Source organism: Gillisella terrae, assembly GCF_004801395.1.
GTDB classification, from domain to species: domain Bacteria; phylum Pseudomonadota; class Alphaproteobacteria; order Rhizobiales; family Rhizobiaceae; genus Allorhizobium; species Allorhizobium terrae.
The window spans coordinates 40622-54499 of the sequence record NZ_SSOA01000003.1 but is presented as its reverse complement, the minus strand read 5'-3'; the positions used below and the strand labels follow the sequence as shown (position 1 = coordinate 54499).

Annotated in this window: 13 protein-coding genes and 1 tRNA gene; 9 read left to right on the top strand and 5 right to left on the bottom strand. The window is 54.3% G+C overall.

The window, feature by feature from the left end; genetic code table 11:
* The first annotated feature begins 72 nt into the window (after positions 1-72).
* Both E6C51_RS07485 and E6C51_RS07480 read left to right on the top strand, forming a co-directional pair.
* Positions 73-1299, top strand: a complete 1227-nt coding sequence (locus E6C51_RS07485; RefSeq protein WP_190235533.1) for a DNA recombination protein RmuC — start codon at positions 73-75, stop codon at positions 1297-1299.
* Positions 1300-1343: 44 nt separating this feature from the next.
* Positions 1344-2243, top strand: a complete 900-nt coding sequence (locus tag E6C51_RS07480) for a ribokinase (protein ID WP_190235532.1) — start codon at positions 1344-1346, stop codon at positions 2241-2243.
* A gap of 46 nt (positions 2244-2289) precedes the next feature.
* Here the strand turns inward: E6C51_RS07480 and argB are convergent, their stop codons facing one another.
* Entirely contained in the window at positions 2290-3177 is an 888-nt protein-coding gene (gene argB / locus E6C51_RS07475; protein ID WP_146932085.1) for an acetylglutamate kinase, read from the bottom strand.
* Between the two features lie 354 nt (positions 3178-3531).
* Between argB and E6C51_RS07470 the strand changes: the two genes are divergently transcribed.
* From E6C51_RS07470 to E6C51_RS07460, 3 genes are all read left to right on the top strand, one after another.
* Positions 3532-4068, top strand: a complete 537-nt coding sequence (locus E6C51_RS07470; RefSeq protein ID WP_146932087.1) for a sigma-70 family RNA polymerase sigma factor — start codon at positions 3532-3534, stop codon at positions 4066-4068.
* Positions 4065-4787, top strand: coding sequence for an anti-sigma factor (locus E6C51_RS07465; protein WP_190235531.1), 723 nt, complete (start codon positions 4065-4067; stop codon positions 4785-4787). The genes E6C51_RS07470 and E6C51_RS07465 overlap by 4 nt, the downstream gene beginning before the upstream one ends.
* Positions 4788-5035: 248 nt before the next feature.
* Positions 5036-5593 carry a fasciclin domain-containing protein gene (locus E6C51_RS07460; RefSeq protein WP_146932091.1) on the top strand — a complete coding sequence of 186 codons (558 nt, stop codon included), beginning with the start codon at positions 5036-5038 and terminating at the stop codon, positions 5591-5593.
* A 226-nt stretch (positions 5594-5819) separates the two neighbouring features.
* Here E6C51_RS07460 and yihA read toward each other — a convergent pair whose 3' ends face one another.
* The 4 genes from yihA to rpmH all read right to left on the bottom strand — a co-directional run bounded on the left by yihA (position 5820) and on the right by rpmH (position 8931).
* Complete coding sequence (gene yihA / locus E6C51_RS07455; protein ID WP_190235530.1) at positions 5820-6479, bottom strand: ribosome biogenesis GTP-binding protein YihA/YsxC; 660 nt, start codon at positions 6477-6479, stop codon at positions 5820-5822.
* 105 nt (positions 6480-6584) lie between these two features.
* Positions 6585-8378 (bottom strand): membrane protein insertase YidC, encoded by a 1794-nt coding sequence (gene yidC / locus E6C51_RS07450; protein ID WP_190235529.1) that lies wholly within the window; start codon positions 8376-8378, stop codon positions 6585-6587.
* Positions 8375-8764: a ribonuclease P protein component gene (rnpA, locus tag E6C51_RS07445; RefSeq protein ID WP_146932097.1), complete on the bottom strand. Its 390-nt coding sequence runs from the start codon at positions 8762-8764 to the stop codon at positions 8375-8377. The genes yidC and rnpA overlap by 4 nt, the downstream gene beginning before the upstream one ends.
* A 32-nt stretch (positions 8765-8796) precedes the next feature.
* Positions 8797-8931, bottom strand: a complete 135-nt coding sequence (gene rpmH, locus E6C51_RS07440) for a 50S ribosomal protein L34 (RefSeq protein ID WP_075639015.1) — start codon at positions 8929-8931, stop codon at positions 8797-8799.
* A 403-nt stretch (positions 8932-9334) separates the two neighbouring features.
* On the opposite strand from rpmH, the gene E6C51_RS07435 reads away from it, so the two are divergent.
* The 4 genes from E6C51_RS07435 to E6C51_RS07420 all read left to right on the top strand — a co-directional run bounded on the left by E6C51_RS07435 (position 9335) and on the right by E6C51_RS07420 (position 13738).
* Positions 9335-10843, top strand: coding sequence for a sensor histidine kinase (locus E6C51_RS07435; protein WP_407920780.1), 1509 nt, complete (start codon positions 9335-9337; stop codon positions 10841-10843).
* Positions 10844-11003: 160 nt separating this feature from the next.
* Positions 11004-11080 (top strand) — tRNA-Arg (locus tag E6C51_RS07430).
* Between the two features lie 303 nt (positions 11081-11383).
* Positions 11384-11896 (top strand): hypothetical protein, encoded by a 513-nt coding sequence (locus tag E6C51_RS07425; protein ID WP_190235528.1) that lies wholly within the window; start codon positions 11384-11386, stop codon positions 11894-11896.
* A 348-nt stretch (positions 11897-12244) separates the two neighbouring features.
* A complete protein-coding gene (locus tag E6C51_RS07420; RefSeq protein WP_190235527.1) occupies positions 12245-13738 on the top strand; it encodes an acetyl-CoA hydrolase/transferase family protein in 1494 nt (497 codons plus the stop codon).
* The last annotated feature ends 140 nt before the right edge of the window (positions 13739-13878 follow it).

Here is a 13878-nt window from a genome sequence, read left to right as displayed (position 1 = left end):
CTGCTTTGCGCCTCCCAATAAATGTTCATGTTTTGATCTTTTCACGACTTATAAATCTGTTAAGCTTGCACCATGAACACAGTCCTCTCGTTTCTCCGCTCGCCTGCTCTGATACTGGGCACATTTCAATTCAGCTTTGGCGCATTGGTGCTGGGCTTTGGCTTTTTGCTGCTGTTGTTTTTTCTTTTTTCCGCGCGCCGGGCCAGCCGGGAGGAAGAGCAGTTTGCCGATGAACGGCAGATGCGGGAAGACCAGCGCATGGCGGCCTTGATGAAGGCACAAGCCGAGATGCAAGGCCGCATGGCGGCCATGACGGAAGTGTTCGGCTCCAAACAGGCTGAATTGAACCGCACGATCAATGAGCGGCTGGATGGCCTGACGCATCGGCTTGGCACAACCATCAGCGAACAAACCAGATCCACCCATGAAAACCTACGCACCCTGCAAGAGCGTCTGGCAGTGATTGATGCTGCCCAGAACAACATCCAGACGCTGGCCAGAGATGTTGTGGGTTTGCAGGCGATCTTGTCCAACAAGCAGACCCGCGGCGCTTTTGGACAGGCACGCATGGAAACCATCATTGCCGATGGCCTGCCCATGGGGGCATATGCTTTTCAAGACACGCTCTCAAACGGCAACAGACCCGATTGCACTATCCGCATGCCCAATGGCCAGCCGCCGCTGGTGATTGATGCCAAATTTCCGCTGGAAGCCTGGAACGCCATTCGCGATGCCGCAACGCCCGAGCAGAAAAAGGTCGCAAGCCAGCAATTTCGTCGTGATATGGAAGTGCATCTCAAGGATATTGCCGACAAATATCTGCTGGCAGGTGAGACCCAGGATACCGCCTTTCTGTTTGTGCCATCCGAGTCAATCTTTGCCGAAGTGCATGAGAATTTCGAGAGCATCGTGCAACGCGCCCACCGCCTTCGGGTGGTCATTGTCTCGCCCTCCCTATTGATGTTGTCCATTCAGGTCATTCAAGCCGTGCTGAAAGATCAGCGGATGCGTGAGCAGGCCCATCTCATTCAGGCGGAAGTTATTCATCTGATGGATGATCTTGGCCGCCTGGATGACCGCACCCGCAAACTGCAAAGCCATTTTCTGGCCGCGCAGAAAGATGTCGATATGATTTTGACCTCCGCCGACAAATTGAACAAACGTGGAGCCAAAATTGAGTCGATGGATTTTGAGCCTGCACCTGATCTGGCCGCGCGCGCGAGTGCCACCAGCCCGATTGAGAAAGCAGCAGAGAGCCGCACGGGTCATCTCAAGCTGCGGGTTGTTGACGAAGACTGAACTGTCGCCCAAAAGAGAGCCACACTGATTCAGGAGGCCTTGCCATGATTACCGTTTTTGGCTCCATCAATATGGACCTTATCGCCACCACCACCCGATTGCCCAAGCCCGGCGAAACCGTGGCAGGAACGGGCTTTGCCACGGCAGCAGGCGGCAAGGGTGCCAACCAGGCTCTGGCTGCATGCCGTGCGGGCGCACAAGTGAAAATGGCGGGAGCCGTGGGCAAGGATGGATTTGCCAATGATGCCGTTGCGCTTCTTAAAGACGGTGGCACAGACCTCTCGCTTGTGAAAAGCGTCGAAGCGCCAACAGGCACAGCCCTCATTCTGGTGGAAGCTGACGGTGAAAACATGATTGCCGTGGTGCCGGGTGCCAATGGCACCTTGACCAGCGCTGACGCCAGCAACGCCCTCAAGGGCATGAGCACAACGGACACACTGATGCTCCAGCTTGAGATTCCGGCCGAGGCTGTGGAAACGGCCCTGCATGAAGCGCGCGCCGCCGGTATCCGCACCGTCATCAACATCGCTCCCCTCACCGATGAGGCGGCGCGGCTTGGCAAAATGGCTGATATTGTCATTGCCAACGAAACCGAATTTGAACGTCTTGCTGGCGAGAGCGGCATGGGCAATGCGGAACGCGAAGCGGCCATGCAGCGTCTGCATGGCGAGACTGGCCAGACCCTGATTGTCACCCTCGGCGCAGAAGGCGTTATGGCTTTGCATGAGGGCAAGCTTTATCGCGCCAGCGGTCTGACCATTGAACCCGTTGATACGGTGGGTGCGGGCGATACATTCTGCGGCTATTTTACCGCCAGCCTGGATGCCGGTCTCGGCTTCGAAGACGCTTTGAAGCGTGCGGCCATTGCCGGTTCTCTGGCTTGCCTCAATCCCGGCGCGCAACCCGCCATTCCAATGGCAAGCGATGTTGCAGAAAAGCTGTAAATAAAAAAACCGGCTTCAAAAGAGCCGGTTTTTTTCAAGTTCAATCTCAAGGAACAATCAATGTTCCCGCACCATGCTCGGTGAAGATTTCGAGCAGAACAGAATGGGCTGTTTTGCCGTTGAGGATGACCACACCCTGTACACCTGCGTTGATCGCCTCAATGCAGGTTTCCACCTTCGGAATCATGCCGCCAGAGATGGTGCCGTCCTTGATCAGGGCGCGCGCCTCAGACACGGACAATTCCTTGATCAATTCACCATTGCGGTTCAACACGCCGGGAACATCGGTGAGGAACAGCAGGCGATCGGCGCGCAGGGCACCGGCAATGGCACCGGCAAAGGTGTCGGCATTGATGTTATAGGTATGGCCATCACGGCCGGGAGCGACAGGCGCAATCACCGGAATCATCTCTGACTTGGCGAGAAGATCCAAAAGGGTGCGGTCAACCTCAACCACTTCGCCGACGAAGCCCAGATCGAGAACCCGCTCAATATTCGAATCAGGATCAACAACCGTCTTCTTGGCCTTTTCAGCAAAGACCATATTGCCGTCCTTGCCGCACAAGCCGATCGCCCATTCGCCAGTCTGGTTGATGAGGGCGACGATTTCCTTGTTGATGGAGCCAGCCAGCACCATTTCAACAATCTCGACCGTCTTTTGATCGGTGACGCGCAATCCGCCTTCGAATTTTGATTCGATGCCCATCTTGCTCAGCATCGCGCCAATCTGCGGGCCGCCGCCGTGCACGACAATCGGGTTGACGCCAAATTGCTTCAAAAGCGCAATATCGCTGGCAAAAGCCTTGCCCAAATCGGCATCGCCCATGGCATGGCCGCCATATTTTACAACAATGGTCTTGTTTTCATAACGCTGCATATAGGGCAGCGCCTGGGCCAGAAGCCGGGCCTGAGTTTCGCTTTCGGAGGCGCTCATGGGAGATCCCTTCGGTTGGTTCGCAGCTTTCTACTGCATAATGTCTGAAATCAAAATCGTTTTGCGGTGAAAAATTTCGCCCTCAAGCGAGTCGCGTTTAATTGTCCTCAATTAAACGACACCGGACGTCCTGCACCGTAAGAATTAAAACGGATCTCCGTGGAGCCGCGTTCGCCTCAACCCGCTTTAATGCAAAATTTTGCGCCTATATCGACGATAATTCCCCCAAAGCCGAATTATCGTCGGGCAAAAGCAATCCATGCGCCCGCATTTTGCGAAACCATACCATAGTGGTGCAACTCAGAACCTCGGTTGGGTGGCATTCGAACACATCTCCAGTGACAAGAGGGTGGTATGAACGACGACGTGGCAGTCTTATTAACCAAAGTGGCCTTGCGAGACCGCACTGCTTTAGCCGAACTCTATCGCAAGACAAGCCCGAAACTTTTTGGCCTTTGCATTCGTCTTCTTAAAGACAAGACAGAGGCGGAAGATGCGTTGCAGGATATCTTTGTCAAAATCTGGCAAAAGGCCGAGAGCTTTGCCGCATCCGGCCACAATGCCATGGCATGGTTGAGCGCCATTGCCCGCTATCACTGTATTGATAAGCTGCGGGTGCGCGCGCCAATCGCCCATGACATTGATGAGCACTGGGACATTGCCGACACCGCCCCCAATCCCGAACAGGCAACCAGCCTGCGCAGTGAAGGAAAGCGGATTGACAGGTGCATGGAAGAGTTGGAAGCTAGCAAAGCACGCGCTGTGAGGGCAGCGTATGTGGAGGGTGCAAGTTATCAGGAATTGGCGGACAGTTTGGGTGTGCCGCTAAATACGGTGCGCACATGGCTACGTCGCAGCCTGTTGTCGTTGAGAGAGTGTTTGGAAAGATGAACGAACCAGACCAAAGCAAGGGGAACCGCTCCAGAGACGAAGTGCTGGCGGGGGAATATGTGCTGGGTGTGCTTTCTGCGGAAAGCAGAGCGCGGGTCGAGATCCGCATGAAGCAGGACCGCCAGTTTGCCGCTGTTGTGCACCGCTGGGAAGAAAACCTTTCGCAGTTTAATGACGAATACGAGGTCGTCAAACCAAGGCCGGAAAGTTTCTCGGCTATTGAAACGCGCCTGTTTGGCCGACAGAATGAACGAAAAACCAGCCGCCTCAGCCGTATCTGGAATTCGGTGAGCGTGTGGCGCGGTGTTTCGCTGGTCAGCATCATTGCTGTTGCCTCGCTTGCTGGCGTTGAAATGGGAATGTGGGAGAGCCGATATGGCGGCCGCCACATCGTTGCCGATCTCAAGACCACCAATTCTGACCTCTCGCTGATTGCCAATTACAATCGCTTCAGCGGCCGCTTGCGGGTGACGCCCGTTGCCAGCAACGGTGCTGCGGCAAAATCGCTTGAATTATGGATGATCGAGGCCAGCGGCAAGCCGCACTCGCTTGGCGTTTTGCCGCAAACCGGCGAAGGCGAATTTCTGGTGCCCGATGCCATGCGCGCCACATTGAAAGATGGCGTCACGCTGGCGGTCAGCATTGAGCCGCTTGGCGGCTCGCCAACCGGCTTGCCAACCGGCGCGGTGATCGGCACAGGCGTGACCCACGCACCATAAATATCCTTTTACAGCGCCGTGCGCCAAATATGGCGCACAAAGGACGCTGTAACACTTTTAATCTGCTGCATAATTTTCACCTTAAATCGATTCCGATTTAAGGAATTATGCAGTAAAATCATAGGCTTTTAATATTTTTTCGTTTTCTTGAAACTCTTTCGTCCTCGCTTTCGTCTTTGCTCTTGTCCCCCACACCATGATGGGTGGGATTGAGAGATGAAGATTTTAAACGGGAAGAGGACTGACAGATGACCAAGACAACCCTTCGCCTGCTCACGGCTGTATCTGTTCTTGCGGCCACCAGCTCCATGGCCTTCGCCAAGGACCCGATGGTAGGTGGCGCTGCCATGTACCCCACCAAAAACATCATTGAAAATGCATCCAAATCGAAAGACCACACCACGCTGGTGGCAGCCGTAAAGGAAGCCGGTCTGGTCAGCACCCTGGAAGGTAAAGGCCCTTTCACCGTGTTTGCGCCAACCAATGAAGCCTTCGACAAATTGCCCAAGGGCACGGTCAAGACTCTGCTCGAACCCGCCAACAAGGCCAAGTTGACCAAGATTCTGACCTGCCATGTTGTGGCAGCCGATGCCATGTCCAGCGCGATTGAAAAAATGATCAAGGATGACGGCGGCGAGCACGATGTGAAAACCGTGGGCGGCTGCATTCTGAAGGCCAAGGAATCCAATGGCAAAATCACGCTCACCGATGAAACAGGTGGCGTGGCCCATGTCACCATTGCCGATGTGAAACAATCCAATGGCGTCATTCACGTCATCGACAAGGTTTTGCTGCCGAAAACGTAACCCCACACAGCGTTTCGGCTAGCAGCCGGCGGCGATGTCTCTCCTGCCGCCGGTTTTTTTTGACCGCCCCTGCGTTCTATAAGGCGCAGGGGCGAAATATTTTACGGCATAAAGGCTTGCCCGTGCCTACGCATTACAGCGCCGTGCGCCAAATATGGCGCACGGCGCTGTAACACTTTAAATCTGCTGCATAATTTTCACCTTAAATCGATTCCGATTTAAGGAATTATGCAGTAAGCCCAACGGTTTTCAGAATCGCCGCCCGCAACTCATCCAAACCTCTGGTTTTTTCAGAGGATGTCGACAGCACTTCGGGAAAGGCGGCTGGACGCTTTTTGATCTTTTCCAACGTCTCGCCAATCAGGCGCGGAACGCCCGCTTCCTTGATCTTGTCTGTCTTGGTCAAAACGATCTGATAGGACATCGCTGCCTTGTCCAGCAGCGAGAGCACTTCCTCGTCATTGGATTTGATGCCGTGGCGGCTATCGATCAGCACGTAAACCCGCTTCAAGGTGGCGCGACCGCGCAGATAGTCAAACACCAGTTTGGTCCAGGCATCCACCGTTTCCTTGGGGGCCTTGGCATAGCCATAGCCTGGCATATCCACCAGCGCCATCGGCGGCAGATCGTCGCCGCTACCGCTGTAGCCCTCGGGAACGAAATAGTTAAGCTCCTGCGTGCGGCCCGGCGTATTGGACGTGCGCGCCAAGCCGTTTTGCCCAACCAGCGCATTGATCAGCGAGGATTTGCCGACGTTGGAGCGGCCCGCAAAGGCAATTTCCAGCGGTCCTTCCGGTGGCAGAAATTTCATGGCAGGCACACCGCGGATAAAAACCCAGGGGCGACCAAAAACCGGCTTCTCATCAGTGCTCTGTATCGTTGTCATTTTTTCATTCTCCTGATGCCAGCTGAATTCGACCACAAAACCATGCCAATTCCAAACAAAAACCCCGGCGCTCAGGCCGGGGGCTTTGCAAATCAACTCGCCTTGCTATTTCGCCGGCTTTTCTTTTTTCCGAAACAAACTGCCCAGATTTTTGAACAGTTCAATCTCGACGCCGTGACGTTTCATGATGATCGACTGCTGCAACACCGAGAGCGAGTTGTTCCAAGCCCAATAGATCACCAGACCAGCGGGGAAAGAACCGAGCATGAAGGTGAACACCACCGGCATCCAGTTGAACAGCATGGCCTGGGTTGGATCTGGCGGCGTCGGGTTCATGCGCATCTGCAAGAACATGGTGAAGCCCATGATGAGCGGCCAGACACCAAGATGCACAATAGTTGGTGCTTCAAACGGCAACAGGCCAAACAGATTGACAATGCTGGTTGGATCTGGAGCCGAAAGGTCGCGAATCCAGCCAAAGAACGGCGCATGGCGCATTTCGATGGTGATGTAAATGACCTTATAGAGCGAGAAGAACACCGGAATCTGCAACAGCAGCGGCCAGCAACCAGCAACCGGATTGATCTTCTCTTCTTTATAGAGCGCCATCATCGCCTGTTGCAGCGCCATCTTGTCGTCGCCAAACTTGGCCTTCAACTCTTCCATCTTCGGCTGCATGCGCTTCATATTGGCCATGGAAGCATATTGCTTGGAAGCCAGGGGGAAGAACAAGGCCTTGACGACAATGGTTGTCAGCAGAATGGCCACGCCAAAATTGCCAACATGACGGAAGAAGAAGTCCATCAGTTTGAACATTGGCTTGGTCAGGAAGTAGAACCAGCCCCAGTCAATCAACCGGTCAAAACCGGGGATATTGTAGGACACTTCGTATTTGTCGATAACCGGAACTTCTTTTGCACCGGCAAACAACAGGGTTTTCAGCGTTGTCGACTGACCCGGTGCAATCGAGACCGCATCATTCTTATAGTCGGCCTGAAAACGGGCCTGACCATCGGTGAAGTGCGAGAAGCGCGAATCATAGGCAAGCTTCTGATCCGGCACCAAAGTTGCCGCCCAATATTTGTCGGTAATGCCAAGCCAGCCGCCAGTTGCCTTCGGGTTGACTTCGTTTTCTTTCTCAATCGACGCGTACTTGGCTTCCGTCAGGCTGTTGCCTGTGCCAATCACGCCCAGAAAGCCTTCATGCAACACATAGGTCGATGCCACAGCGGGCTTGTTGTAGCGGGTAATGCGGCCATAGGGCGCAAGGCTGGCATCGGCATTGCCGGTGTTGGCCACGGTATCTTCCACCGTGAACATGTAATGGTCGTCGACCGAAATTTTGCGGGTAAAGGTCAAGCCGGCATTGTTGGTATAGGTCAGCGTGACCGGCGTGGTTTCTGTCAGCTTTTCGCCAGCCGTTGCGGTCCAGACCGTGTTAGGGCCGGGCACAGAACCCGCCTTGTCGCCACCGATATAACCAAGCTCGGCAAAGTAACCGTCTTTGGTATCAGCCGGGTTCAAGAGCGAAATAATCGGGCTCGTTTTGTCCACTGTCTCATGATAGGCCTTGAGACGAAGATCATCCAGACGTGCGCCTGTCAGATTGATGGAGCCAACCAGAGCCTTGGTTTCAATTTCGACACGCGGGGTTTTGGCAATGGCATCTTCCCGGCTCTCGGTCGCGTTTGCCTGCACACCGCCCGGCAGAGCGCCGTTAACCTGCGCCGCGCCAGCAGTCGTCTTGTTTGCCGGGTTTTTAGCAAGTTCGGCCTGCCTGATCTGTTCGGCCTGTTTCTGAGCCTCGATCCGCGGGTTCATGTAGAAGAACTGCCAGCCCAATACGACCAGCACTGAAAGTGCAATCGCGATGAGATAATTGCGGTTATTTTCCATCATACCTTCCTGGCACGGCTCGTATCGGGATGCCGAACATTGAATTTGTCTTGAATGCGCTGCCTGAGAGCTGATTTCAGCCCATTGAACGGAGCCGTCAGCACCTCGCGGCGCGCCACGATCACATAGTCATGTCCGGGCTGCATTGCAAAGCAAACATCCGTGCGAACGGCTTCTTTCAGCCGACGGCGCATCCGATTGCGCTCAACAGCATTGCCGTGTTTTTTCGTGACGGTAAATCCGACGCGGGCCTCGCCCTCGGAATCGGCTCTTTTCAGCACTTCAAGGAGAAAATATTTACCCTTGCGTTTTTCGCCAGTGCGAACAGCAAGAAACTGCGGCCGGTTTTTCAACCGGCCGACAGTTTTGTGTGTCGTTTCAGACGTCATAAGCCCAACGCTTTCATCGGGCCCACCCGACATTAAGCGGAAAGACGTGCGCGGCCGCGTGCGCGGCGAGCAACCAGAACCTTGCGGCCACCCTTGGTTGCCATGCGAGAACGAAAACCATGACGACGCTTGCGAACAAGCTTGGACGGTTGGTAAGTACGCTTCATTTTTTTAATACCGCGGTGTGCGGCCCTTCTTGGGTTTGCAATCACTTGCAAGAGCGTTGGATTAAAGCCACGCCAAAGGCACCCGATCAACGGGCAAACCAAGGGCAGGCGCGCGGCTTATACGGAGGATAGCCTTGAGAGTCAATCTTCAACGACCAGACAATCGGGCCAAAATAGCCATCAAAACCCCATCAAAGCGGGCATAGCCTTGATGTTGCACCCATGCCGGGATGACGCGGCAAAGAACAATTCCCCGTCATCTTGATGTTTTACCCAGTGATTTTCCCGTGATATGGTGCAACGCAAATGACAAAGGCAAGCAGCATTTGCAACAAGCGCGACCCCGCTTTTCCAGATGTCGGCAGCTGGCGGCGCACTGCCCGAGACGATGAGGGTTTCACCCATGCACAAGCGACAGCCGCTTGATAAAGAGCAGACCAACAAGGATCAAACCAACAAGGATCGGGCCGACACGGTTCAAGCCATGAAGATGCCGAGCCGTCTGAGGGGACTTTCCGGCAAGGTGCTTGTGCTGACAATGACCTTTGTGCTGGCCGCCGAAGTGCTGATTTTTGCGCCATCGATTGCCACAATGCGCCTCAACTGGCTACGTAACAATATCAACAAGGCCGCAGCCGCCAGCGTGGTGATTGACGGCCTTCAGCCGCGCACCCTGCCGAAAGAAGTTCAGGCCGATACCCTGCTTGCCACAGGCACCAAGGCGATTGTGCTGCGCAAAGACGGAACATCGCGTCTGCTGGCGATGACAGAAATGCCTCAGGAGGTTGACGGACAATATGACCTCACCGATGTGAGCACGCTGAACGCCATCAAAGATGCATTCGAAACCCTCATCTTTGGTGGCAACCGGCTGATCAGCGTATCCGGCCCGATTGGCGACACCCAGATGCAGGTTGAAGTGGTAATGTCCGATGCCGCCTTGCATCGCGGCTTGCTGGCCTATGCCGGGAGAATCGCCATCGTCTCTCTGATCATTTCGGTGATTACCGGCCTTTTGCTGTTCGTGAGCCTGAACAGGATTCTGATCAACCCCATGCGCCGCCTCACCCGCAATATTCAGGATTTCGCAGAGCACCCTGAAGATCCATCCAGAGTAATGGGCGCAATGGCCGGGCGCGATGAACTGGCGTTCGTCGCCCATCATTTGGCCAGCATGCAGGAACAGTTGCAGAAAACCCTGCGCCAGCAGAAAAATCTGGCTGATCTTGGATTGGCGGTTTCCAAGATCAACCACGACATGCGCAACATCCTGGCCTCGGCGCAGCTGATGTCTGATCGCTTGGCGGACGTGGAAGACCCGATGGTCAAAAGCTTCGCGCCTAAGCTGGTGCGCACCATTGATCGCGCCGTGGGCTACACCAGTGAGGTTTTGGCCTATGGCCAGGCCTCTGAAGCCGAGCCGAGACGGAGGCGATTTGCTCTCGCCAGCCTCAGTCAGGAGGTGGAAGATATTCTTGCGCTTGATACCGGCATCCAGTTCATTTGCCAGATCAGGCCCGACATTGAGATTGACGCCGACAGCGAGCAATTGTTCCGCGTGATTCATAATCTTTGCCGCAATGCCGCTCAGGCACTGGCCGGATCGGGCAGCGATCTGCCCGGCCGAATCATTTTGTCAGCCCATCGGGTCGGCAGTGTCGTCTCCATTACCGTGGACGACGACGGCCCCGGCATGCCGCGCAAAGCGAGAGAAAATCTGTTTACCGCTTTTCGCGGCTCCGTGCGTTCAGGCGGCACCGGCCTCGGGCTGGTTATTGCCCGCGAAATCGTGCTGGCCCATGGCGGAACCATCGCACTGGTGGAGAAACCCGGCCCCGGCACACAGTTCAGAATCGAAATTCCCGACAGGCCGGTTTCACTCGATAATTTTCGACTAAAATCGCAATTGTAAAAAAACCTTCATAATCAGAATCTTATCATTAAGTTGAAAAACCCGTCTGCTTTTTTGTCGATTTTCGCTTGCATTACGCCCCGTCTCGTTTTAGAGGATCGGCACGCCAGCAGAGACGAACTGCTGGACGCCAGAGACGATCCAAACTCTGGTGACAGACGCACCCGTAGCTCAGCTGGATAGAGCACCAGACTACGAATCTGGGGGTCAGAGGTTCGAATCCTTTCGGGTGCGCCATTCTTTTTCACAGAAATAAGATGTTAATGCAGAAGACCTTGCAAGGTTTTCGCTAGGATTTTGTTATCCTCTGCTGCATTTTTTGGCGGATAAAAACTCTTGCCTATGTTCATTTGTTTAAAACTGTATATTCTGGATTAGCGAATAGAAAACATGGCTTTGATAGGATCAATCCAAACAGAGCGTTTGCGCGTTTCATTCGACGCCGCGAATAGCTTTTAAAATTCAGAAGCAGACGCATGTTTTCTACCCCGATTGAGGTTCGAAGCACGAAAATATGCAGCAGATGATCAGGGATTGCCAATGACCGTAGAATTGAACAGATCCCCGGCATACGCCACCAAGGCACCGGAAGCGCGCGCTCCCCAGATCGAGCGAGAACGCGGACCTGTTGTCGGCTTGAGTTTGGCAGAAGAAGAGACAATCAATCTCGCGCGTCAAGCCGAGACAGGCCAGAGCCTCTGGGACAAAGTTATTCTCAATCTTGTTCGTCCTCCGTCCATAACCCTGTTTGCTTTGCTGGACAGCGGGCGCAAAGTGGCAGCGCCACCTCTGCCGCAGGTGCAGGAAGCCTACGATTCCGTGGCCAATACCGCAAAAGAGCTATCTGCAAAGGCGTCACGGTCAGAAACGGCCAATCCAGACGCAGACACCACCTCACCTATTGCGAAGCCCGAGCATGTGGCGGTTGTCCCGCCTGCTCCAGCGGCACCAAGCCACACCACGGCCCAAGCCCCAGCGCAGACGTCTGTTGCCCAAACCGTACCGTCCCAGGCCGCACCAGCGGTGTCCACGGCAGCACCAATTTTGGCTTAAATGCCTCGAAGATTGGGCTGCACTTTTGCAGAACCGCCCCTCTGACGATTCCCACCTGAAGCGCAGCGCGTTTATTGGAATCGATGGGCTGTGTTCTCTCCCTGTTTGTGCACACACTGCATAATTTCCCCTGACTTGAGAAATATCAAAGCGGCAGGCCCCTCATTAGGCTCCTATTGCACTGCCGCATAAATCCTTCAGTCGAAAACGATTGAGGTCGACATTATGCCTAAAATTTAAAGTGTTACAGCACCTTTTCCAATAGATGGTCGAGGGCGCTGTGGTTCATGTGGAGCGTTTTAACAGCGCTATTCGCAGACAATGACTGCGACAGGAGATGGATTGCAGATGTTACGTGATCGTATTCGTTACCCGCGCCTTCTAGAAAAACTGGCAACAGCGGATGAAGCGGCCGCCATGATTGAAGATGGCATGACCATTGGCATGAGCGGCTTTACCCGTGCGGGCGAAGCCAAGGCGGTGCCCATGGCGCTGGCCGCCCGCGCCCGCAAACACCCCTTGAAAATCACGCTGATGACGGGTGCTTCGCTTGGCAACGATCTCGACAAGACGTTGGTGGAGGCCCATGTCACAGCACGCCGCATGCCATTTCAATCCGATCCCACGTTGCGCAAAGCCATCAATGCTGGCGAGGTGATGTTTATCGATCAGCACCTGTCTGAAACGGTCGAACTTCTCAGAACCCGCCAGATCAGCCCGGTGGATATTGCCATTGTCGAGGCTGTGGCGATTACGGAAAATGGTGGCATTGTGCCCACCACATCGGTTGGCAACTCGGCAAGCTTTGCCATTCTGGCCGATAAGGTGATTATCGAGCTGAACCTGTCGCAGCCGATCACGCTGGAAGGCCTTCATGACATTTACATTCCCTCCAAGCGTCCTTCCCGGATGCCCATTCCGATTGTGACGCCGGAAAGCCGTGTTGGCCTGCCCTATATTCCCATCCCGCCAGAAAAAATTGCTGCCATTGTCGTGTCAGAGAAAGTGGACAGCTCGTCAACCATCCTGCCGCCGGACGAAGACACCAAAGCCATTGCCAACCATTTGACCGATCTGCTGCTGCACGAAGTCAGGCACGGGCGAATGGGCCATGATCTTCAGCCCTTGCAGGCTGGCATTGGCACCATCGCCAATTCAGTTTTGCATGGCTTTCTGGATAGCCCTTTTCACGATCTGAAAATGTATTCCGAGGTTTTGCAGGATTCGACATTTGAACTGATTGATGCGGGCAAAATGACGTTTGCCTCGGCATCCTCCATCACCCTGTCGGCTGAGATGTATCAGCGTGTCTTGCCTCGCCTTGCGGAATACAAGCATCACCTGCTGCTGAGACCGCAGGAAATCAGCAATCATCCCGAGGTTATCCGCCGTCTGGGCCTGATCAGCATCAACACCGCGCTGGAATTCGACATCTACGGCAATGTCAACTCCACCCACGTGGGCGGAACCCACATGATGAACGGCATTGGCGGCTCGGGCGATTTTGCCCGCAATGCCTATCTATCCGTCTTTGTTACCAAATCCATTGCGAAAGATGGGGCAATCTCCTCGGTCGTGCCGATGGTAAGCCATGTTGACCATACCGAACATGATGTGGATATTCTGATAACCGAGCAGGGACTTGCCGATTTGAGAGGCCTTGCCCCACGCGAGAGGGCAGCGCTGATTATCCGCAATTGCGTGCATCCAACCTATCGCGACCAGCTTTCGGATTATTTCAGCGATGCGCTGAAGCGCGGCGGTCATACACCGCATGTTCTTGAAGAAGCACTTTCCTGGCATCAGGCGTTTCGCAATGGGAAAACGATGCTCAAGGCCTGATTTCCGTTATAACAGGCTTGTCTCCATCTGGATTGTGTTCCGATGGAGACAAGCCTGTCGCAACAAATCTCTGCAAAAATGCAACATCCTCCAGCTTAATCATGCGGCAGGCGATAATCGGTGGATTTTATCGCCAAAAT